The organism is Variovorax paradoxus (assembly GCF_024734665.1).
In the GTDB taxonomy this organism is placed as follows: domain Bacteria; phylum Pseudomonadota; class Gammaproteobacteria; order Burkholderiales; family Burkholderiaceae_C; genus Variovorax.
This window is the reverse complement of the sequence record NZ_CP102931.1, coordinates 1,391,811-1,413,067: the sequence shown is the minus strand read 5'-3', so window position 1 is coordinate 1,413,067 and position 21,257 is coordinate 1,391,811. Positions and strand designations below refer to the sequence as shown.

The 21,257-nt window shown below is 65.7% G+C and carries 23 protein-coding genes; 11 read left to right on the top strand and 12 right to left on the bottom strand.

From position 1 onward, the window contains the following. Window positions 1-173 precede the first annotated feature (173 nt). From NWF24_RS06685 to NWF24_RS06660, 6 genes are all read left to right on the top strand, one after another. The gene (locus tag NWF24_RS06685; RefSeq protein ID WP_258353502.1) at window positions 174-2,474 is read left to right on the top strand and encodes an NADP-dependent malic enzyme; all 2,301 of its coding nucleotides are present in this window, start codon (window positions 174-176) and stop codon (window positions 2,472-2,474) included. Window positions 2,475-2,669: 195 nt separating this feature from the next. After that, window positions 2,670-3,701 (top strand): ABC transporter substrate-binding protein, encoded by a 1,032-nt coding sequence (locus NWF24_RS06680; RefSeq protein ID WP_258353501.1) that lies wholly within the window; start codon window positions 2,670-2,672, stop codon window positions 3,699-3,701. Next, window positions 3,701-4,561, top strand: a complete 861-nt coding sequence (locus tag NWF24_RS06675) for an ABC transporter ATP-binding protein (protein ID WP_258353500.1) — start codon at window positions 3,701-3,703, stop codon at window positions 4,559-4,561. Before NWF24_RS06680 ends, NWF24_RS06675 begins: the two co-directional genes overlap by 1 nt. An 11-nt stretch (window positions 4,562-4,572) precedes the next feature. Continuing rightward, window positions 4,573-5,343 (top strand): ABC transporter permease, encoded by a 771-nt coding sequence (locus NWF24_RS06670; protein ID WP_093058140.1) that lies wholly within the window; start codon window positions 4,573-4,575, stop codon window positions 5,341-5,343. 82 nt (window positions 5,344-5,425) lie between these two features. Further along, complete coding sequence (locus NWF24_RS06665) at window positions 5,426-5,743, top strand: toxin-antitoxin system YwqK family antitoxin (protein WP_258353499.1); 318 nt, start codon at window positions 5,426-5,428, stop codon at window positions 5,741-5,743. Between the two features lie 61 nt (window positions 5,744-5,804). Beyond that, window positions 5,805-6,452, top strand: a complete 648-nt coding sequence (locus NWF24_RS06660; protein ID WP_258353498.1) for a hypothetical protein — start codon at window positions 5,805-5,807, stop codon at window positions 6,450-6,452. A gap of 69 nt (window positions 6,453-6,521) precedes the next feature. Here the strand turns inward: NWF24_RS06660 and NWF24_RS06655 are convergent, their stop codons facing one another. The 3 genes from NWF24_RS06655 to NWF24_RS06645 are packed head-to-tail and all read right to left on the bottom strand — an operon-like array spanning window position 6,522 to window position 8,794. Next, window positions 6,522-6,743 (bottom strand): oxidoreductase-like domain-containing protein, encoded by a 222-nt coding sequence (locus NWF24_RS06655; protein WP_258353497.1) that lies wholly within the window; start codon window positions 6,741-6,743, stop codon window positions 6,522-6,524. Window positions 6,744-6,756: 13 nt separating this feature from the next. Beyond that, a complete protein-coding gene (locus NWF24_RS06650; protein ID WP_258353496.1) occupies window positions 6,757-8,109 on the bottom strand; it encodes a sensor histidine kinase in 1,353 nt (450 codons plus the stop codon). 1 nt (window position 8,110) lies between these two features. Continuing rightward, window positions 8,111-8,794: a response regulator gene (locus NWF24_RS06645; protein WP_258353495.1), complete on the bottom strand. Its 684-nt coding sequence runs from the start codon at window positions 8,792-8,794 to the stop codon at window positions 8,111-8,113. Window positions 8,795-8,915: 121 nt separating this feature from the next. On the opposite strand from NWF24_RS06645, the gene NWF24_RS06640 reads away from it, so the two are divergent. Next, window positions 8,916-9,605 (top strand): phosphatase PAP2 family protein, encoded by a 690-nt coding sequence (locus NWF24_RS06640; RefSeq protein ID WP_258353494.1) that lies wholly within the window; start codon window positions 8,916-8,918, stop codon window positions 9,603-9,605. A 19-nt stretch (window positions 9,606-9,624) separates the two neighbouring features. On the opposite strand, the gene NWF24_RS06635 is transcribed toward NWF24_RS06640, so the two are convergent. Together NWF24_RS06635 and NWF24_RS06630 are read right to left on the bottom strand one after the other, a co-directional pair. Next, entirely contained in the window at window positions 9,625-10,671 is a 1,047-nt protein-coding gene (locus tag NWF24_RS06635; RefSeq protein WP_258353493.1) for a threonine aldolase family protein, read from the bottom strand. Continuing rightward, window positions 10,668-11,657, bottom strand: a complete 990-nt coding sequence (locus NWF24_RS06630) for a tripartite tricarboxylate transporter substrate binding protein (protein WP_258353492.1) — start codon at window positions 11,655-11,657, stop codon at window positions 10,668-10,670. The genes NWF24_RS06635 and NWF24_RS06630 overlap by 4 nt, the downstream gene beginning before the upstream one ends. A 105-nt stretch (window positions 11,658-11,762) precedes the next feature. Between NWF24_RS06630 and NWF24_RS06625 the strand changes: the two genes are divergently transcribed. Then, the gene (locus NWF24_RS06625) at window positions 11,763-12,647 is read left to right on the top strand and encodes a LysR family transcriptional regulator (RefSeq protein ID WP_258353491.1); all 885 of its coding nucleotides are present in this window, start codon (window positions 11,763-11,765) and stop codon (window positions 12,645-12,647) included. A 10-nt stretch (window positions 12,648-12,657) separates the two neighbouring features. On the opposite strand, the gene lpxO is transcribed toward NWF24_RS06625, so the two are convergent. From lpxO to NWF24_RS06610, 3 genes are all read right to left on the bottom strand, one after another. Beyond that, on the bottom strand, window positions 12,658-13,554 hold the full coding sequence (lpxO, locus tag NWF24_RS06620; RefSeq protein ID WP_093058112.1) for a lipid A hydroxylase LpxO: 897 nt from the start codon (window positions 13,552-13,554) through the stop codon (window positions 12,658-12,660). 93 nt (window positions 13,555-13,647) lie between these two features. After that, the gene (locus NWF24_RS06615; RefSeq protein ID WP_258353490.1) at window positions 13,648-15,075 is read right to left on the bottom strand and encodes a sensor histidine kinase; all 1,428 of its coding nucleotides are present in this window, start codon (window positions 15,073-15,075) and stop codon (window positions 13,648-13,650) included. After that, the gene (locus NWF24_RS06610; RefSeq protein WP_093058110.1) at window positions 15,072-15,755 is read right to left on the bottom strand and encodes a response regulator; all 684 of its coding nucleotides are present in this window, start codon (window positions 15,753-15,755) and stop codon (window positions 15,072-15,074) included. The genes NWF24_RS06615 and NWF24_RS06610 overlap by 4 nt, the downstream gene beginning before the upstream one ends. 244 nt (window positions 15,756-15,999) lie before the next feature. On the opposite strand from NWF24_RS06610, the gene NWF24_RS06605 reads away from it, so the two are divergent. Next, window positions 16,000-17,160 carry an alpha/beta fold hydrolase gene (locus tag NWF24_RS06605; protein WP_093058109.1) on the top strand — a complete coding sequence of 387 codons (1,161 nt, stop codon included), beginning with the start codon at window positions 16,000-16,002 and terminating at the stop codon, window positions 17,158-17,160. Window positions 17,161-17,176: 16 nt separating this feature from the next. On the opposite strand, the gene NWF24_RS06600 is transcribed toward NWF24_RS06605, so the two are convergent. After that, window positions 17,177-18,049: an NAD(P)-dependent oxidoreductase gene (locus tag NWF24_RS06600; protein ID WP_258353489.1), complete on the bottom strand. Its 873-nt coding sequence runs from the start codon at window positions 18,047-18,049 to the stop codon at window positions 17,177-17,179. A 136-nt stretch (window positions 18,050-18,185) separates the two neighbouring features. Here NWF24_RS06600 and NWF24_RS06595 point away from each other — a divergent pair, with 136 nt between their 5' ends. Further along, on the top strand, window positions 18,186-18,539 hold the full coding sequence (locus tag NWF24_RS06595; protein WP_093058107.1) for a winged helix-turn-helix transcriptional regulator: 354 nt from the start codon (window positions 18,186-18,188) through the stop codon (window positions 18,537-18,539). A 67-nt stretch (window positions 18,540-18,606) separates the two neighbouring features. Beyond that, on the top strand, window positions 18,607-19,743 hold the full coding sequence (locus tag NWF24_RS06590; protein WP_258353488.1) for a serine hydrolase domain-containing protein: 1,137 nt from the start codon (window positions 18,607-18,609) through the stop codon (window positions 19,741-19,743). Window positions 19,744-19,756: 13 nt separating this feature from the next. Here NWF24_RS06590 and NWF24_RS06585 read toward each other — a convergent pair whose 3' ends face one another. The 3 genes from NWF24_RS06585 to NWF24_RS06575 are packed head-to-tail and all read right to left on the bottom strand — an operon-like array spanning window position 19,757 to window position 21,160. Beyond that, window positions 19,757-20,158 carry an OsmC family protein gene (locus NWF24_RS06585; protein WP_093058105.1) on the bottom strand — a complete coding sequence of 134 codons (402 nt, stop codon included), beginning with the start codon at window positions 20,156-20,158 and terminating at the stop codon, window positions 19,757-19,759. 35 nt (window positions 20,159-20,193) lie between these two features. Further along, complete coding sequence (locus NWF24_RS06580; protein ID WP_258353487.1) at window positions 20,194-20,688, bottom strand: GNAT family N-acetyltransferase; 495 nt, start codon at window positions 20,686-20,688, stop codon at window positions 20,194-20,196. A gap of 4 nt (window positions 20,689-20,692) precedes the next feature. After that, window positions 20,693-21,160 carry a winged helix-turn-helix transcriptional regulator gene (locus tag NWF24_RS06575; protein ID WP_258353486.1) on the bottom strand — a complete coding sequence of 156 codons (468 nt, stop codon included), beginning with the start codon at window positions 21,158-21,160 and terminating at the stop codon, window positions 20,693-20,695. Window positions 21,161-21,257: the final 97 nt, after the last annotated feature.

Sequence of the window (21,257 nt, the reverse complement as noted above, 5' to 3'; positions counted from 1 at the left end):
ATTCCCCGGCCAATACCCTGTTAACCGTAGGTAACGATCTGCAGTTTAGCGAACCGGCCAGCCCGTCTTATCAAGCTAAAGATATAGATCCAGGCGTTTTCGGCATTCACCCTGTAAGAAGTGGCCACGCTTTTGCGGTAGCCTCATTGCCCGTCAGAAACAAGGAGACTTTCATGGCTGCACCCCTTTCCCCTGCAGAAGAAGCACTTCGCGAGGCAGCGCGCGAATACCACCGATCGCCCGTCAAGGGCAAGATCTCGATCACCCCGACCAAGCCCCTGCTGAACCAGCGCGACCTGTCGCTGGCCTATTCGCCGGGCGTGGCGTATCCCTGTCTCGACATCGCGGCCGACCCGTCCACCGCCTCCGAATACACCGCGCGCGGCAATCTCGTGGGCGTCATCACCAACGGCACGGCCGTGCTCGGCCTGGGCAACATCGGCCCGCTGGCCGCCAAGCCGGTGATGGAAGGCAAGGGCTGCCTGTTCAAGAAATTCGCCGGCATCGACGTGTTCGACATCGAGCTGGCCGAGAACGACCCCGACAAGCTGGTCGACATCATCGCGGCGCTAGAGCCCACGCTGGGCGGCATCAACCTCGAAGACATCAAGGCACCCGAGTGCTTCTACATCGAGAAGAAGCTGCGCGAGCGCATGAACATTCCGGTGTTCCACGACGACCAGCACGGCACGGCCATCATCTCGGCCGCCGCGCTGCTCAACGGCCTGGAGCTGGTCGGCAAGAAGATCGAAGACGTGAAGATCGCCGTCTCGGGCGCCGGCGCCGCAGCCATCGCCTGCCTCGACGTGATGGTGGGCCTGGGCGCCAAGCCCGCCAACATCTACGCCTGCGACTCCAAGGGCCTGATCTACATGGGCCGCGCGGGCGGCTTCGACGAATCCAAGGCACACTACGCCCAGAAAGACACCGGCGCCCGCACCCTGGCCGACGTGGTGAAGGACGCCGATGTGTTCCTGGGCTGCTCGGCCCCGGGCGTGATGACGGCGGACATGGTCAAGACCATGGGCACGCAGCCCATCATCCTGGCGCTGGCCAACCCCGAGCCCGAAATTCGCCCCGAGCTGGCCAAGGCCGTGCGGCCGGACTGCATCATTGCCACGGGCCGTTCGGACTACCCGAACCAGGTCAACAACGTGCTGTGCTTCCCGTACATCTTCCGCGGCGCGCTTGACTGCGGCGCCAGCAAGATCACCGAAGAAATGAAGCTGGCCTGCGTGCGCGAGATCGCCGACCTCACCAAGGCCGACATCAGCGAAGAAGTCGCCACCGCCTACGCCGGCCAGGAACTGGCCTTCGGCCCCGACTACATCATTCCGAAGCCCTTCGATTCGCGCCTGATCCTGCGCATCGCCCCGGCCGTGGCCAAGGCCGCCGCCGCCTCGGGCGTGGCCTCGCGTCCGATCGAAGACATGGACGCCTACCGCCAGCACCTGACGCGCTTCGTCTACCAGACCGGCATGTTCATGCGACCGGTGTTCAGCGCCGCCAAGATCGCCACCGCCAAGCGCGTGGCCTACGCCGAGGGCGAAGACGAGCGTGTGCTGCGCGCCGCCCAGTGGGCCGTGGACGAAGGCTTGGCCAAGCCCATCCTGGTGGGCCGCCCCGCCGTGATCGAGGCGCGCATCAAGAAGGCCGGCCTGCACATCCGCACGGGTATCGACTTCGAGATCGTCGACCCCGAGGACGATCCGCGCTTCCGCATCTACTGGGAGAGCTTCCACAAGATCATGGGCCGCCGCGGCGTGACGCCGGAGGCTGCCAAGACGATGGTGCGCCGCTCGAACACCACCATCGCCGCGCTGATGATGCACCTGGGCGACGCCGACGCCATGATCTGCGGCCTGGTCGGGCGCTTCGACGTGCACCTGGAGCACATCCGCAACCTGATCGGCCTGAAGCGCGGCGCGCCCGGCTTCGCGACGCTGAACGCGCTCACGCTCGAAAAGCGCACGGTCTTCATCACCGACACCAACGTGAACGAAGACCCGAGCGCCGAGCTGTTGGCCAGCATCGCGGTAATGGCTGCAGAAGAAGTGCGCCGCTTCGGCCTGCCGCCGAAGGTGGCCTTCCTGTCGCACTCGAACTACGGCACCTCCAGCCGCGGCTCGGCCCGCAAGATGCGGCTGGCGCGCGACCTGTTCGCGCAGATGGCGCCCGACATCGAATGCGACGGCGAAATGCACGGCGACGCGGCGCTGTCGGAAGAAGTCCGCCGCACTGCCCTGCCCGAAACCACGCTGAGCGGCGAAGCCAACCTGCTGGTGTGCCCGAATCTCGATTCGGCGCACATCCTCTACAACGTGCTGAAGATGACGGGCGCCAACGGCATCACGGTCGGCCCGGTGCTGCTGGGCGCCGCGAGTTCGGCGCACGTGCTGACGCCTTCGTCGACGGTGCGCCGCATCATCAACATGACGGCGCTGGCGGTGGCGAAGGTCACGGTCGACAAGTAAGAGCCTTCAGCCGGTGGGTGTTTTTGCCCGCCTTCGGTGCCAAAAACGCGGCCTCGCCGCGTTTTTGCATTTGAGGGGTGCAAAGGCGCACCGTCCCGATCCACTGGAAGGGTTCGCACCAATCGCGTGCGGGCACCGTTTTTGCTTGAATGCCGAAGCATTCAATCCCCTTTCATCCAACGGATCGATCTCCGCATGAACAAGCGCCAACTGCTCCAGTCCTTCCTCGCCGCCTCGGCCATCTGCTTCGGCCTTACACCGGCCCTTGCACAGAGCCCGACGCCGATCAAGTTCCAGCTCGACTGGCGCTTCGAAGGACCGGCCGCGCTGTTCCTGCACCCCGCCGCCAAGGGCTACTTCAAGGCGGCCGGGCTCGACGTGACCATCGACGCGGGCAACGGCTCGGGTGGCACCGTCACGCGCGTGGCCTCGGGCGCCTACGACATGGGCTTTGCCGACCTCGCGGCGCTGATGGAGTTCCACGCCAACAACCCCGACAGCCCCAACAAGCCGGTCGCGGTGATGATGGTCTACAACAACACGCCGGCCTCGGTCATGGCGCTCAAGAAGAGCGGCATCACCAAGCCGGCCGACCTTGCCGGCAAGAAGCTGGGCGCGCCGATGTTCGACGCGGGCCGCCGCGCGTTCCCGATCTTCGCCAAGGCCAACAACATCGGCGCCGTCAACTGGACCGCCATGGACCCGACGCTGCGCGAAACCATGCTGATGCGCGGCGACATCGACGCGATCACCGGCTTCACCTTCACCTCGCTGCTCAACCTCGAGGCGCGCGGCGCCAAGACGGCCGACGTGGTGGTGCTGCCCTACCCCGACTACGGCGTGAAGCTGTACGGCAACGTCATCATCGCCTCGCCCAAGCTCATCAAGGAGAACCCGGCGGCGGTGAAGAAATTCCTCTCGGCCTTTGCCAAGGGCGCGAAGGAAGTCATTGCCAACCCGGCCGTGGCCATCGAATCGGTGAAGGCGCGCGACGGCATCATCGACAGCAAGCTCGAAACGCGCCGACTGCAGCTGGCCATCGACACCGTCATCAACAGCCCTGACGCACGCGCCGAAGGCTTCGGCGCGGTCAACGCAGGCCGCATGTCGCTGATGGCCTCGCAGGTGTCGGACGCCTTCAACACCAAGACGCGCGTGAGCCCCGACGCGGTGTGGACCGCCGCTCTGCTACCGCCCGCCGCTGAACTGAACATCCTGAAGAAGTGATGGCGGACGCATCGCAAGACGCGGCTGCAGCCCCCTTCGTCGACTTCCAGGACGTCTGGCTCGCCTACAACGAAGAGCTGCTGCGCGAGAACCACTTCGCGGTCGAAGCCATCGACCTGAAGGTCAAGCGTGGCGAATTCATCGCCATCGTCGGCCCCTCGGGCTGCGGCAAGTCGACCTTCATGAAGCTCACCACGGGGCTGAAGATGCCCTCGATGGGCAAGATTCGCATCGACGGCCAGCCCGTAACCGGGCCGCTCAAGATCTCGGGCATGGCCTTCCAGGCGCCTTCGCTGCTGCCGTGGCGCACCACGGTCGACAACGTGCTGCTGCCGCTGGAAATCGTCGAGCCCTACCGCTCGAACTTCAAGGCTAGGCGCAAGGAGTACGTCGAGCGCGCGCGCAAGCTGCTGCAGAAGGTGGGCCTTGCGGGCTATGAAGACAAGTTTCCGTGGCAGCTCTCGGGCGGCATGCAGCAGCGCGCGAGCATCTGCCGCGCGCTCATCCACGAGCCGAAGATGCTGCTGCTCGACGAGCCCTTCGGCGCGCTCGACGCATTCACGCGCGAAGAGCTGTGGTGCATCCTGCGCGACCTCTGGACCGAGCAGCAGTTCAACGTGATCCTGGTGACGCACGACCTGCGCGAATCGGTGTTCCTCGCCGACACGGTGTACGTGATGAGCAAGAGCCCGGGACGCTTCGTGGTCAAGCGCGAGATCGATCTGCCGCGTCCGCGCGAGCTCGAACTCACCTACACCAAGGAGTTCACCGACATCGTGCTGGAGCTGCGCGGGCACATCGGAGCCATCCGCAACACAGGCATCAGCGCGGCGCAGACGGCCGCGGCCGTGTCTCACTGAGCGGGCGCACCATGAAGAACACCAAACAAATCGAACGCTGGTCGCCATGGCTGCTGCTGGTCGCAGTGCTCATCCTGTGGCAGGTCATCTGCGCGGGCTTCGAGGTCTCCGACTTCATCTTCCCGAGCCCCTGGCGCATCTGGACGCAGTTCTGGGAATACAAGGAAATCATCGCGGGCCACGCATGGCGCACCTTCTGGGTCACGATGGCGGGCTTTGGCCTGGCGATCGTGGTAGGCGTGCTGCTGGGCTTCGTGATCGGCAGCTCGCGCATCGCGTACGCGGCCATCTACCCGCTGATGACCGCCTTCAACGCACTGCCCAAGGCGGCGTTCGTGCCCATCCTCGTGGTGTGGTTCGGCATTGGCGTGGGGCCGGCGATTCTCACGGCCTTTTTGATCAGCTTCTTCCCGATCATGGTCAACATCGCGACCGGCCTCGCCACGCTGGAGCCGGAGCTCGAAGACGTGCTGCGCGTGCTCGGCGCCAAGCGTTGGGACGTGCTCATGAAGATCGGCCTGCCGCGCTCCATGCCCTACTTCTTCGGCTCGCTGAAGGTGGCGATCACGCTCGCCTTCGTCGGTACCACGGTGAGCGAGATGACGGCTGCCAACGAAGGCATCGGCTACCTGCTGATCTCCGCCGGCTCGGCCATGCAGATGGGCCTGGCCTTCGCGGGCCTGATGGTGGTGGGCGCAATGGCCATGCTGATGTACGAGCTTTTCAGCGTGATCGAGAAGCACACGACTGGTTGGGCGCATCGCGGGTCGCAGAATCAGTAGACCTTGAAGCGAACCGTGGTCCGAGGTGAAACTCGGAGGTGGGCGCCAGCATGTTCGCCAATTCGCCCGCCAACACCAAGGCATGAGCATCGAAGCCGATCTCAACATCGCCGAGATTCCCTACGAATCGGGAGCGATCAAGTTCCGCTATGCGAGGGTGCTGTCGCCCGACAAGACCCGATGGGTTCGGCACGGCCTCTTCGTTGCGTATCACGAGGATGGCACGGTGGCATCCGAAGGGCAGTACGTCGATGGCAAGGAGGATGGGCTTTGGCGCGACTTCCATCCGGACGGACGGCCTGCAGCCGAGGGCCGCTATCGCGAGGGCCAGGAGGTCGGCGTGTGGCGATTCTGGAATCTCGACGGAACCGAAGAGCCGGGCACGAACTACGACAACTGACGGCCAACGGCGGTTGCCCGGCCTTGCGACAGAATGCCGGATCGATGGGAGCCACATCCAGATGTTCTTTTCTCGCAAATCGAAGCCGCCGCCTTCAAGGCTCATTCAACTCCACGAGTACCTGGGCATTCTCGAAGGAGGCACCGAGGATCACGCCGTAGGCGATGCGGTCAAGCGCAGTGCCTTGGAGCTTGTGCATGGCCTTCGTGAACCCCTGCGATTGAACGCATGGACTGTCCCTGAGCTGGCGCAGGTCTTCGCCCGCCGCTCCAAGGCGGACGATGCACTGCTGGTTCATGTTCCGCTCGGCATCCCGGATTGCTTCTTCATCGCCATATTCAGGAACGGTGCGGCCGCCGCGCAGGACTACCTTCTTTTCGACATCGGCGCGGAGTACCAGCAGCCCATGCTCGATTGCCCCGACTTCGGTGTGGCGGAAGCGGCGAACGAAGCCAACATCCGCCACTGGGTCCCCTTGCTGCAGGACGATGCGAACGCGTTCGCAGTCATCGAACTGCGTGGCGGCACGTACATGCAGGTGTTCGCCGATCCCAAGGGCTTTCATCTGGAGCACCAGTTGGTCACAACCGGGGCGCACTACCGCAGCACCGAGCCCGTCAGCGCCGATCAGGCCGTCGACACCCTGGTGTCCTACGCATGCGGAAAATACGAGTGGGCTTACAAGCACTGGGAGCGGCTCGAGCTGTAGGCCGCTGCGCTCGAAGGCTTTGCCGTGCAGGCCGTGTGATGGCCCTCGGTGCCGGCATCGCCTGAGCCATCAACCGAGCAGCAGCGAAGCCTCGTCGCGCCAGTAGGCCACGGCGGCGAGCCAGCCCTCCCACACGCAACCGTTGCAGCCGCGCCCGCAGCAGGTGGTGGGCTCTGGCGGCGGCTCGCGCATCGCGAGCCCTTCGGCATCGAGCAATGCCTGCACGCGCGCGATAAGCGCTTGCGCGCCGGCGAGGTTCGTGGGTTCGGGCAGCCGGTCGATGGCGTTCATGGCGGGCAGATCTTCATGCTTCGAGGTTCAGCTCCAGCCGCATCTTCGCCCCGCCTGATTCGCTCGACCCGATCGTGAGTTGCCCACCGTGCAGGCGCGCAACCTCGGCCACAAGGTGCAACCCGAGCCCCGCGCCACGCCCACGCGGCACGAGCCGGTGAAACGGCGCCACCACGCGCTCGCGGTCTGCCGCCGGAATACCGGGCCCGGAGTCGAGCACCTCGAAGCCCGATGGCTCCCACAGCCGCACCTGGATGTCGCAGCCCTGCCCGCCGTGCTCGATGGCGTTCTGGATCAGGTTGCTGAGCGCGCGTTCGAGCGAGGGCGCATCGCCGCGCACCCACAGCGGCCGCGGCGCATCGACCGACAGCGTGCACCGGTTCATGATCGCCAGCGGCGCGATGTCGCCCGCAACGCGCTCGCACAGCGCCTTCAGGTCGACCTGCTGCTGGTCGTGCACCGCAACGTGGTCCAGCCGCTGCAAATCGAGCAACTGCTCGGCCAGCGTGGCGAGCCGTGCCGAGGCCTGCATCAGCTTGACCTTGAGCGCGCCGTCCTGCAGGCCTTCGAGATGGATCTGCAGCGTGGTGATCGGCGTGCGCAGCTCGTGCGCGGCGTCGGCGAGGAAGCGCTCCTGCCGGTCGTAGCCTTCGTTGAGCCGGTCGAAGGCACGGTTCACGGCGTTGACCAGCGGGCGGATCTCACTGGCCACGTTGGCCAGCGGCAGGCGCGTGGTGCGCTCGTGCACGTCGATGCTCTCGGCATGCTCGGCCGTGGCCACCACGCCCTTGAGGCCGCGCTTCACCACGAAGGGTGTGGCCAGAATCACGCCGAGGCAGGTCACCAACGCCATCGGCGCCACCAGAAAGAGAAAGGCGATGCCCGTGCCCTTGAGCGTGTTCCTTACCGTCAGCGGGCCGCCGGTCTGCACCATCACGGCCACCAGGCCCGCACGCGTCTGCGCGCGCTCGAAGCGGGCCTTGGGCCGGGTGTTGTCGTCCTCGGGGTTGAGGGCCATGCGCTCCATGTCGCCGAGCGCGTTGAAAAGCGTGGAATAGGCAGGCGGCACGTCGCCGCTGCGCACTTCGGAGCCGTGGGCATCGCGCGCTATGAACCAGAACGGCGGATCGGCCTTCTGCAGGCGCTGCACTTCCGCCGTCGGCTCGACCACCAGTTGCCCGTCGGGGCCGCGCGCCAGCGCGCGCTGGATCACGGTGACGGTCTCCTGCCCGGTCTCGTCGACCACGCGGCCCAGCACCCAGGCCAGCCCGAGAAAGCCGCCCATCACAAGCGAGCCGACCACCACCTGCAGCAGGATCAGGCTCCAGATCAGCCGCCAGCGCAGCGAGAGCAGGCTCAGCGTCATGTCATGCCGCCAGGCGGGCTGCGCAGATCAGGTAGCCGACGCCGCGAATTGCATGGATCTCCACCTGCGCGCCGGCCTTGTCGAGCTTGGAGCGCAGCCGCGACACGTGCGTGTCGAGCGCGTTCGACTGAATCTCGTCCTTGTGGCCGTACACGCGGTCTTGCATGGCCTCGCGCAGCACGGTACGGCCGCGGTGTTCGAGCAGTGCCTCGAGCACCAGCAATTCGCGCCGCGGCAGCGTGAGGCAAAGATCGCCTACGTGGGCCTGCCGCGTGTGATGGTCGAAGCGAAGCTGCCCGAGCGTCATGACGAGGTTCGCGCGCACCGCGGGGCGCCGCGCCAATGCGCGCACGCGCGCCATCAGCTCGTCCATCGAGAAGGGCTTGGCAAGGTAGTCGTCCGCGCCACCGTCGAGGCTCAGCACGCGCTCGGCCACGTCGGTCATGGCCGTGAGCACCAGCACCGCTGTGGCGATATCGTTCTGCCGCAGGAAGGCCACGAGCGAGAGGCCGTCGCCATCGGGCAGGCCGCGGTCGAGCACGATCACGTCGTGCTGCGCAGACAGCGATGCTTCCTCGGCCTCGCGCAGCGAACTCGCCACGTCGACCACCGCCTGGTTCTGCCGCAGCGCCGAGGCCAGGGCTTGCGCCAGATCGACTTCGTCTTCGACGAGCAGGATTCTCATGAGGGGTGCGGCAAGGGCTGTGTGCAAAAAAGAAGCGGGCCATTCTAGGAGAGGCCTCCTTGCAGCTCATTGCGGAAAGCGCAATGTTCACGCAATGCAGCTGCATAAGCTGGGGCGATCCATGACCTCCCGCCCGGCGACTTCATCTCCCCTTCCTTCCGTGCCCTGGTACATGGCATTGGGCCAGCGGATCGCCACGCTCTGGCTGGTGAAGATGATCGGCACCACCGTCGGCATCTCGGGCTTCTTCGTCGTGTACTTCTGGGTGATGCACAACCCGCCATCGGAGCCGACAGTGATGCCGCTCACGCGGCTCGACCACTGGGTGGGCGTGAGCGACGACGCGATGGTGCTCTACGGCTCGCTGTGGTTCTACATCTCGCTAGCGCCGGCCTTCGCGAAGGACAAGGCAGAGCTCTGGGCCTGCGCGCGCGACGCCGCCATCATGGCCGCCGTCGGCCTCGTGGTGTTCTGGCTCTTTCCCACGACGGTGCCGGTGTTTGCTGTCGACTGGGCGCAGTATCCGGCGCTGCAGTTCCTCAAGGCCACCGACGTGGGCGGCAATGCATTTCCGTCGTTGCACGTCGCGTTCGCAGTGCTCACCGCGGTATTGCTTGAGCGCCAGTTGCGCAGCGTGACAGCGCCCACATGGTTGCGCGCGCTGAACATGCTATGGGCCTTCGGCATCGTCTACTCGACGCTGGCAACGCGACAGCACGTGCTGCTCGACGTGCTCGGCGGCACGCTGCTCGCTGCCGCCGTGAGCTGGGCCGGCACCACGCGCGACTGGCTGGTGTGGACCGAGGCCTGAGCCCCAGCGCACCAGACAGTCAGGCAGCGCTCGCGGCGACAGCCCTGAAAGCCTCCAGGGCCGTGTCGATTTCGCGCTCACCCGTATGACGATGGGTGACGCAGCGCAGCTTGTGCCTTCCCCAGGTCCGGGCCAGCACGCCCAGCTTGCGCAGCGCAGCTTCCCACTGGGCCGCGTCGAGCCCCGTGGCGCTCACGTCGACTTGCACGATGTTGGTCTGCGGCTCGTTGGCGGAAAGCCCCCGGAGCTGGCCGATTCCGTGAGCGAGTCGGCGCGCGACCGCGTGATCGTCCGCAAGCCGGCCCACCATGGTGGTGATGGCAACTAGCCCCGCGGCCGCGGCGATCCCGACCTGGCGCTGGCTGCCCCCGAGCAGCTTCCTGTGCCACCTGGCACGCTGAATGGTGTTCGTTGGCCCGGCGAGCACAGCCCCCATAGGCGCGCTCAGGCCCTTGGACAGGCACAGCGAAACGGTATCGGCAAAGGCCGTGATCTCAGCGGCTGGCACGCCCAGTGCCACCGCAGCGTTCATCAAGCGTGCGCCGTCCAGGTGGACGGCAGCGCCCGCATCCCTGGCCACTGCAAACACCGCCTGCATGTGGGTGAGCGGCAGCACCGCCCCGCCGGCATTGTTGTGAGAGGTTTCCAGACAGACGAGCCCGGTGCGCAGCTTGTTGCGGCCCGGCCCCAAGGCCTGCGCGAGCAGGCCCAGGTCCATGGCACCGTCGACACCGGCAATGGCCTGATAGAACGACCCTGTCAGCGCGGCCGCGCCGCGTTCGGTCACGTAGATGTGCGATGCCGCTTCGGCAAGAACGACTTCCTGCCGCCCGGCCTGGGCGAGGATGGCAAGGAGGTTGGCCATCGTTGCGCTCGGAACATACAGCGCAGCCTCCTTGCCCAGCAGCCGGGCGGCCTCGGCCTCCAGCTCCAGTGCGGTCGGGTCGCCGTCGAGCCCGTCGTCGCCGAGAGGAGCGGAAGCGATGCGGTCGTACATCTGCTCTGTGGGCAGCGTCACCGTGTCGCTGCGAAGGTCCACCGGCGGATACATGCTGTCTTGGGTCATTCGGCAACCGCGCCGGTCGCTTTCACGACCTCCGCCCATTTCTTTCTCTCGCCGTTCAGGAACGTGCCGAACGCTTCCGGCGTTCCGGTCCGCACATAGATGCCGCGCGCGGCGAGGTTGGCCCGGACATCCGCCGAATCGAGCACCCGGTTGATTTCCGTGTTCATGGTCCGGACGATGTTCTCCGGTGTCTTCGCAGGCACCACGACACCATAGAGCGTGTAGTACTCGAAGCCCTTGAAGCCGCTCTCGATGAAGGTGGGAACATCAGGCAGCGATGGGTCCCGCGCTCCCGAAGTCACCGCGAGCGCCCGGAGCTTGTGGTCCTTGATGAGCGGCAGCGCCGAGACAAGGGAAGAGATGTAGAAGTCGACCTGCCCGCCCAGCATGTCCGTCATGGCCGGGCCACCGCCCTTGTAGGGCACGTGCAGAACGTTGGCTCCCGCCGTCACGCGTAGGTTCTCGGCTACCAGGTGCCCAACGGTTCCATTGCCGGACGATGCATAGGCGAGCTGTTTCTTCTTCGAGCCCGCCAGCAGCGCAGCGAGGCTGTCGTACGGGCTGGAGGCATTCACCACCAGCACAGACACGCCCGTGCCGACCAGCGCAACCGGCGCGAGATCTTTGGAGGGGTCGAAGCTGAGCTTCTTGTAGAGGAACTGGTTGACCGCCAGGTTGCTGGTTTCACCCAGCACGGCGGTGTAGCCGTCGGGCGGCGACTTCGCACCGAACTCCAGGCCGATGTTGTTGCCGGCACCGGGCTTGGTATCGACGACCACCTGCCACTTGGCCTGCTCGCCCAGTTTGGCCGCGAGCAGGCGGCAGACGGCATCGGTGCCCCCGCCCGGGGGACTCGGCGAGACCAGATGGATGGGACGCTCGGGCACCCACGCAGCGGCGGCCGCATGCGCTGCGGCGAGCGCGAGCCCCAAGGTGCATGCCAGGCTCCTGGCACGTGCAAGACGATGGCGTCGGATGTCGTTCATGAGCGGGTGCTTCCGATCGGACAGGTTGAATGAATTCAGCGAATCCTAGGCGCGCCATAAAATGAGTAAAGCGAGATATACAAATATCAACTGTGAGGATTTCTCATGAATCTCACGATGCTGGTCACCTTGCGCACCATCCTCGAGCAGGGCAGCTTCACCGCCGCAGCCGGCGTCGTGGGCTGCAGCCCGAGTGCTGTGAGCCTGCAGGTCAAGCAGCTTGAACAGTATTTCGGCAAGCCGCTGTTCGACCGCTCCACCCGCGTGGTGGCGCCAACGGCCTTTGCCCACGAGGTAGTGAGCGCGGTGGGCGACTTCTCCCACAGGCTGCAGATGCTTCGCTCCCGCCCGGTGGTGGAGGTGGCGGGCCGCATCAGGGTCGGCGTGATCACCAGCATGCAGAGCGACGTGCTGCCGCAGGCGCTGCATGAGCTTCGCCAGAAGCATCCGTCGCTGGATGTAGTGGTTCCCCCGCTGAACGACAGCGACGAAATGATCTCCGAGCTGAAGGCGGCGCGGCTCGACGTCGCATTGCTGGTCAGGCCGGAAGCCGGTGGCTCGCGCCGGCTGGTCTGGCGGGAGCTGCATCGCCAGCCCTACGTGTTGCTGGCGCCGCCGAATGCCTCCGGCAAGACGGTCAGGCAATTGCTCGAAGCCTACGACTGGGTCGGCTACGACATGTCTCTTTCGGGAGGGCGCGTCGCCGCGCGGTACGTGCGCAGCTTGATGCCCGATGCGCGCTGCGTGATGGAACTGCGCTCGATGGACGCCATCGTTGCAATGGTCGCCCAGGGCCTGGGGATTTCCGTCGTCCCGCAGCCCAGGCGCCCGCTGGTCGATGCCTATGCGGTGCGCGAAGTGGGCCTGGGAAGCCGCGCTCCGTTTCGCAAGCTCTCGCTGGTCTGGCGGAACTCGGACGAAGGCAGCCGCAATGTCGAGGCGGTTGCGCAAGCCTTCGCAACCGCCTTCGGCCTTCAGCGAAAGCCCTGAAAAGCCGGCCTTACCAGAAGATCCAGAGGGCCAGGCCACCGAAGATGGCCCACTTCACAAGGTAGTACACCCGCTTGTCCCAGGCCTTCAGGCGCTTGCCGATCACGCGGATCTGGTAGATGTACTTGAAGGCGCGGTTGATGCCGCCCGTCTTGTCGCCCGCGTCATTGGGCGAGCTCGCTGCGGCCAGCAGGTTCTTCGCGAACCAGCGGTTCACGGCACTGGCCCAGCGGTACTTCAGCGGGCGCTCGATGTCGCAGAACAGGATCACGCGGTCGTGGTCGGTCGTGTTCTCGGCGTAGTGGATGAAGGTTTCGTCGAACACCACGGCTTCGCCGTCGCGCCAGTGATAGCGCTGGCCGTCCACGTCGATGTAGCAGCCTTCCACGCCCGGCGTCCAAAGGCCCAGGTGGTAGCGCAGCGAACCGGCGAAGGGGTCGCGGTGGCGCACGAGGCGACTGCCCGGCGGCAGCTCGGCGAACATCGCGGCCTTGATGGTGCCGATGCCCTTGAGCAGCTCGGTGGTGCGCGGGCACAGCACGGCGGCCGAAGGATGCGCCTCGTCGTACCACTTCAGGTAGAAGCGCTTCCAGCCGCTCTTGAAGAAGGAGTTGAAGCCCACGTCGTTGAACTGGCTCGACGCCTTGATGCTGCCGCCATTGCGCATGGCCAGCGCTTCCTCGCGGATGACTTCCCAGTTTTCTTCGAGCACGCGCATCTCGGGGAACTGCGCGGGCGACAGGTACGGCGTACCCGGCACCTTCGAGAAAAGGTACATGAAGACGTTCAGCGGCGCGAGGAAGGTCGAGTGATCAGAGAGCTGTCTGAAGAAGCGATGCCGCACCTGGCCGCGGAAATGAACGTAGAGCGCACTGAGCGCGAAGATGGCAAGAATGACCCACTTCATTTGGAAAGTGTCCTGTGAACAGCACCGGGTAGTGTAATTCTTTGCACCAAATTGGCCCCGCCCCGGCCCTTTGGCCGTGCGCCCGGAGAGGTTTCAGCTGCAGAGCATGGGCTGCGGCGTATCGGCCATGGCCAGCGGCAGCCGCACGGTGGCCAGCAGGCCGCCGTTTGCGACTTCGCCGAGCGCCACCTCGCCGCCATGCCGGTCGACCACCGATTTGACGATGGCCAGCCCCAGCCCGCTGCCGCTCTGGTTCTGGTCGGGGTTGCGGAAGAAGCGATCGAACACCCGCTCGCGCAGCGCGGGCGGAATGCCGGGTCCCTCGTCTGCCACCGTCAGAAGTGCCTGGGTGCCCTCGCGCGCCACATGCACGACCACCGTGCTCCCCGGCGGGCTGTACTTGATGGCGTTGTTGATGAGGTTGTCGATCATCGAGACCAGGCTTTCGCGCTCGCCGAGCACCGGCACGCGGTCTTCGCTCACCAGTTCCAGCTCGACGTTGCGGGCACTGGCCAGGCCTTCGATCATGGCCAGCCGGTCTTGCACCAGCGCGTCGAGCGACAGCATCACGGGCAGGGCGTTGTCCGAAACCGCGTCGCTACGCATGAGCTGCAGCAACTGCCCTACCAGCCGGGCCGCGCGGTCGTTGCTGCGCAGCAGGTTGCCCATGAGTTCGCGCTGATGTTCGTCGGTGCTCTGCTCTTTCAGCGCTTCCACGTTCACGCGCATGGCGGCCAGCGGCGTTCGCAGCTCATGCGCGGCGTCGGCGATCAGGCTGCGCTCGCGCGAAGTGCTGTCGCGCACCCGCTGCAGCAGGCTGTTGATGCTCTGCACCAGCGGCTGCAGTTCCTTGTGCGGCGGCGCGTACGACAGCGGCGTGAGGTCGGCCGGCCCGCGCTCAGCGGTTTCCTGGCTCACCCGGCGCCACGGCCGCAGCGCAAGGCGCACCGACAGCCACGCGGGAAACACCAGAAAAGGCAAGCTGATGACCAGCGGCAGCAGGTAGTAGCCGCGGTACATCACGGTGACCGTCAACCGCCAGACGCTGGGCTCGGCCAGCATCACGCGAACGTCCGAGGTGGGCGAGGCCAGCGTGCGCGCGCGCCACTCGCGGTTGCCCGCCTTCACGGTCTCGACGCGGTTCGGCACGGTATTCAGAATGACAGGCACGGCCGCCGTCGAGCGGTAGATCAATTTGTCGCCCTGCCAGACCTGCAGCACCGGCGAGGTGTCCGAAGCGGCGTCGCCGTCGCCCATGGTTTCGAGCAGCGCAGCCTCGAAGGCGGCCAGGGTTTCCTGTTGCTTGTCGGGCTGGTCGGCCGTGTTCTTCGCGATTGCAATCACCGACTGGAAGATCTTGTCGAACTTCAGCAGCTCGGGGTCTTCGTAGGAGTCGTACAGCAGCAGCGCGATGGCCATGGTCCACAGCAAGGCGACCACGCCCATCTGCGCCAGCAGCAGGCGCCGCATCAGGGAAGGTTGTTTCCAGTTCTTCCAGCGCTGCGCCAGCGCCTGCCTCATTTCTGCGTGCTCCGCACGAGCGACTGCACGTCAATCACGTAGCCGATGCCGCGCACCGTGCGGATGTAGCCCTGGCCGATCTTCTTGCGCAGGTTGGAGATGTGCACTTCGAGCGAATTGCTGCCGTTGGCCTGGCCGCCGGGCAGCACCTGCTCTTCCATCACGCGGCGCGTGACCACGCGGCCGGTGCGCTTGAGCAGCAAGGCCAGCAGGTCGAACTCGCAGCGCGAAAGCTCCACCGGCTCGCCATCGACGATCACGCCGCGCGTGGGCTCGTGCAGCGCCAGGCCGCGCATGCGGATGGTCTCGTCGTTGAAGCCGTAGCTGCGCCGCGCGAGCGCCCGCACGCGCGACAGCAGCTCGGCCAGCGCAAAGGGCTTGACGAGATAGTCGTCCGCGCCGTCGTCCAGGCTGCGCAGCCGGTCGGTCAGCGCGTCGCGAGCGCTCAGCACCAGCACCGGCAATATCTGCCGGTCGCGGCGCAGGCGGAACAGCAGGTCGAGCCCGTCGCCGTCGGGCAGGCCGAGGTCGAGCAGCACCATGTCGAAGGTGCCGCCGTCGAGGGTGCGCAAGGCGTCGTCGAGTCTGCGGACCCACACCACATCCATGCCTTGATTGGCCAGCGCGATGCGCACGCCGTTGCCCAGGTCAAGGTCGTCCTCAACAAGCAAGAGATTCATGAGCCTCCACGTGAACGAACCACTCCGTTTCCGGAATGTGGCCGGAGTATCAGCGACACGCGGGTGAAGCACTTCAGGAAATCTTCATGAATGCCGAAGCAGCCCTTCAGGTGGGGCCCGGACACTGGAGCGACTCCTCACCACACGGAAACGGAACACCGACGTGAATCGATCGCCCACCCTCCTGGCCCCTCGCGACCAGCCGGATCGCAACCGCCTCCGGCGGCGGGACATCCTCCATGCCATGGCACTGACCAGTGCTGCAGGGCTCGCCGCCTGCGGTGGTGGCGGCGGCCGCGGCGGCGTTGGCATCGGGCCCGGCATTGGCACGGATGCCAGTCCTGCTGCTCCCGCCGCTGCCGGCCCAGGTGCCAACCCGGATGCCCCCCCGAACACCAACCCGGGTGTTGGCGATGGAAGCCCAAGGAACGACAGTGGCGAAGGCAAAGTCTCCGTCATCGACCGCCGTATCAAGGTCTCGAGCTCGCCCGAAGTCTCGCTGCAGGTGCGCGACTGGCAGCCGCCCCGCAGCACCGGCCCGGTCTTTGTATTTCTGCCCGGGCTTGGCGCCAACGCGCGCAGCTTCGACGGCCTCGCACCCGCACTGGCCGCCAAGTCGCGCGTGATCGCGATCAGCCGCCGCGGCTACGGCCTCTCGGACAAGCCGCTGCCCGTGAAGACCGCCACGCAGTACTACGAGGTGGACACGCTCGTGGCCGACCTGAAGGCCGTGCTTGACGCCCTCGGCGTACGGCGCGCGGTGCTGGGCGGCCATTCGATCGCAGGCAACGAGCTCACGCGCTTCGCGGGCCTGTATCCCGAACGGACGCAGGGCCTGATCTATCTCGACACGACCTTCGATTACACGGTGGGCGCAGACAGTGGCGGCGAGGACGTACCGACGAACTCACTGCTCGAAGAACCCAAACCGAAGCCGGAGAACGGCCGCTCGCTGCAGGCTGCCATCGCCTTCTCCCGCCGCAATTCGAAGAACTGGTGGCCTGTGCTGGAAGCGAACCTGCGCGACAGCCTCGACATCCATGCCGACGGAAGCGTGAGTCTCAACACACCCAGCGAAGTGAATGACGCGATGGAAACAGCCGCCCACTCGTTCTCGCCCGACTACAAGGCCGTGCGCGCACCTTCGCTGGTCGTGACCGCCCTGCCTGCGGACACCCGCGACATGTTCCCGTGGCTGGAACTGCCGCTCGATGCCAAGACGCAGAAAGATGCCTCGGACTACGTGCGCATGATCCGTAGCGCGGCCATCACGAATTCGAACCAGCTCGTGGCGGCGCTCAACACCCCGAACCGGCTGACCCTCGACAACAGCAACCACACCGACTTCTTCATGGAGCGCGAGGCCGATGTGCTGCGTGCCATCCAGTTCATGACATGGGCTTGAGCCATGCCGATGCCTTTCAAGCGCGCAGCAGCTTGATCAACGCAGCGAGCTCCTCGCCGCCGAGCCCTGCCGCATCGGCCCGCTGGAAGAGTCCCGCGGCGAAGGCCGGAAACTCGGTGTTGATGCCCGACGCCTGCGCCGCCTGCAGGATGCGCTGCGTTGCCTCGACCGAGATGCGCATCGGGCTCTGCGAAATGCTGAAGTCGCCCGACTGGATGACGGAGCCCTCGTGCTGAAGAAAGCCCGCGAAGGTCGGCATGATGCCCGCAACGATGCGGCCGTATTCCGCCACGTCGAAGCCTTCGTGCTCGGCGATGCGTGCGCCGTGAATGAAGCCGAGCATCGTGCCGTAGATGGTGGAGAGCGTGGCGAGGTCCATGGCCGCCGCGGCGCTCGCCTTCTCGCCCAGGTAGACGATGCCGCCGGCCAGCACCTTCAGCCACGGCTCGGCCTCGTCGAACACGTGCTTTGCGCCGGACACCAGCAGCGGCGTATCGGGCCGGCCCATCTGGTCCGGCGCGGCCTGGATCGCGCCTTCGAGATACGCAGCGCCGTGGCGGTGAGCCCAGACCTCTGCATCGCGCGCGTCCTGCGGGCTGCCGGTGGTCAGCTGCACCAGCAGGCGGCCATCCATCGTGGCGGTCGTGCCTTGCTCCGACAGGATCGCATCGGCGGCGCGGTAGTCGTAGACGCACATCACCGCAACGCGGCTCGCGCGCAACGCCTCGCTTGCGTCGCGCGCCAGCACGGCACCCTTCGCGACCAGCGCATCGGCCTTGCCGGGCGTGCGGTTCCACACCGTGACTTCGTAGCCCTGATCGAGATAGAGCTGAGCAATGGTGAAACCCATCGAGCCCAGGCCCAGAACGGAAACTCGCTTGTTGTTCATGACGATTCGATTTCTGTTTGTGAAGACAATTGAATCGTAGAAATTTCGCTTCCATATGGTCAAGTACCTACAATAAAGTCAGGTACTTACCAAAACGTATGTATTGGGTATTTACGGGGCATTCCACGGATAAGAAATGAAATCGAAGAAACCCTACAACTGCGGCATCGGGCCTGCGTTCGACGTCATCGGCGGCAAATGGAAGGCCGTCATCCTCTGGGAGCTGAACGCGCAGGCCTATCGCTTCGGCGAGCTCAAGCGGCTGCTGCCCGACATCAGCGAGAAGATGCTGATCCAGCAGCTGCGCGAACTCGAAACCGACGGCATCGTCCATCGGGAGGTATTCCACGAAGTGCCGCCGCGCGTGGAGTACTCGGCAACCAAGCTGGGCGCCACGCTCAATGCGGCGCTCGGGCCGCTGGCCGATTGGGGCGACCGCAATGCCAAGCGCATTGAAACCGCACGCGCGAAAGCCGAGGCGGCCAAGTAGGCCGGCACACCGGGAGCACCGAATGTCGTTGCGGAAGATTTCATCGGCCGTTCTACTGGCCACGTCTGTGTCATGGGGACTCGCGCAGGCGCAGCCGGCGTGCGCGCCCTCGCCCGTCTACGCGGGGCCACCGATGCGTTCAGCGCCCGAGGCGATATGGCAGAAGGACTTCAAGCGCTCCATCGACGGCGAGTTGCCCGCCGAGTTGCAAAAAGCACTCGGCGACGCGCTCGACAAGATGCTCGCGCATGTTCCCGCTGCCAGCGTGGCGGTCGCGATTCCCGGCGAAGGCATCTGGTCGGCCACGCGCGGCCTGGCACGCAAGGAACCGCCACAACCAGTCGTACCCGACCAGCCCTTCCAGGTGGCAAGCACCGCCAAGACACTGACGGCCGCCGTCGTGCTGCAGCTCGTCGACGAAGGCAAGCTCAAGCTCGACGACACCATCGACAAGTGGTTTCCCGACGCACCGAATGCGAAGCTCACCACCATCGAACATCTGCTGCGCCACACCAGCGGCCTCGTGAGCTTCAACGCGCTACCGTCGCTGGGAACGGCCTACCGCACGCCCGCCGAAGTCATCGCGCTCGGCACGTCGCAGAAGCCGCCGTTCTGCCCCGGCACGAATTGGAGCTACACCAACACCGGCTACGCAATGCTCGGCGTGATCGTCGAGAAGGTGGACGGCGCTCCGTTCGCCGACGTGCTCACGAAGCGGCTCATCAAGCCGCTGTCGCTCACGCACACGGTCATGCGCAAGCCGGGCGTCGAACTGCCCGTTGCCACAGGCCATGCAGCCGGCCGGCCGGTCGACGCACCGGACCAGTACGCCACGCCTTATGCCGCGGGTGCACTGGCATCGACAGCGGGCGATCTCGCGGTGTTCTGGCACGCATTGCTCGCAGGCAAGGTGCTGCCCGGCGAAGCGGTGCACCGCATGTTCACCGGCATGCCCGCCATGCTCGGCCCCTATGCCGGGAGCAACGCGTTCTATGGCATGGGCGTGCAGCTCTACGACGTGCCCGACGGCCCCGGGTTGATGCTCGGGCACAGCGGCGGCATCGAGGGCTTCACGAGCATCGTGGCCTACGTGCCGGCCGACGACGTGTACATCGCCGTGTCGTTCAACGAGAAGAAGGTGCCGGCCGAGGCCGGCCTGTGGGCGCTGCTGCGCGCGGTACGCACCTACCGCGTGCTGCATTGACCGACCAGCCGGGTCAGTCGGCCCAGCCGGTCTCGATCTCGGTCTTCACCTCGGTCATGAGCTTGTGCACCGGGCACTTGCCCGCCACGCGCAGCAGTTCGTCGCGCTGCGCCTCCGTCAGGTCGCCGCTCAGCCGCAGGCCCGACTTGAGGCGGTAGACGCCCTTGCGCTCCTCGCTGTCGTCGCGGTCGACCACGACCTCGATGTCTTCCACCGGAATGCCCTTGCGGCGCGCGTAGATCAGCACCGTGAGCGCCTTGCAGGCCGCGAGCGATGCGTCGTACAGGTCATGCGGCTCGGGGCCGGCATCGCTGCCGCCGCCAGCGGGCGATGCATCGACCGGAATCTCGTGGTTGCGGATCTTCAGGATGTGGCGCGTGCCGGTGGTGCCGTCGCGGCGGATCGAGATCGTCATGCAGGTGTCCTTGGTAGGGAGTTGCGATTCAGGATTCAGGAGGAAAGCGTCTTCACGTACAGGATGGTCGTGAACCCGCTGTGCCATTCGAGATCGGGGTAGCGGTCGGCCTCGCGGTAACCGAGCGCGAGGTAGAAGCCCTGGCTCTGCGTGTTGAAGGTGTCGGTTTCGAGCCGTGCGAGCGCCACGCCGCCGGCGCGCATGCCGTCTTCCGCGAAGGCCATCAGGGCGCGGGCGATGCCCTTGCGCTGGTGCTCGGCCGGCACGTGCAGCGCGTGCACGAAGTCGTGCTCCCAATGGACCACGCCGACCACCTCGCCATCGATCTCCGCCACGAAGAAGGCCGGCCCCATCTCGTCGATGTAGCCCACGGGCTCGCCGCTCTCCTTGTAGGCCTTCGCGGCCTCGGGCGTGAGCTGCGGCAGCCAGGTGCCGGCGAAGGTGTCGTCGAGGATGGCCTTCACCGCGTCAAAGTCGTCCAGACGCCAGGGCCGGATGGCGATGTCGGGAATATCGTGGTTCTTGCTCATCGGTTCAGCGGTCCACGGCCAGCATCAGCGTTTCCTTGATTTCTTCCATCACCACGTAGCTGTGCGACTCGGCCGCCACCGGCAACTTCTTCAGGATGTCGCCCAGCAGGTGCCGGTACTCGCTCATGCCGCTGAGCCGCGCCTTCACGAGGTAGTCGAAGCTGCCCGACACCAGGTGGCATTCGAGCACCTCGGGCATGTGGAGCAGTTCCTTGCGCACCTTGTCGAACACGTCGCCCGACTTGGCCGAGAGCTTGATTTCGACGAACACCAGCAGCGTCTTGCCCAGCGCCTCGGGCGACACGTGCGCGTGGTAGCCGGTGATGACGCCGTCGCGCTCCATGCGCTTCACGCGCTCGGCGCAGGGCGAGGCCGACAGGCCGATGTACTCGGCCAGTTCGGTCATGGAAACACGGCCCTGGCGCTGCAGAAGGTCGAGGATCTTGCGGTCGATTCGGTCGAGTTCGGGCATTTCACTTCGCGCGCGGCTTTGGACGATTTTCGGCAGTGCATTTCACTGCCAAATCTCTGAAAACAATGGAATCCACTGCATTGTGCACTTTAGATTC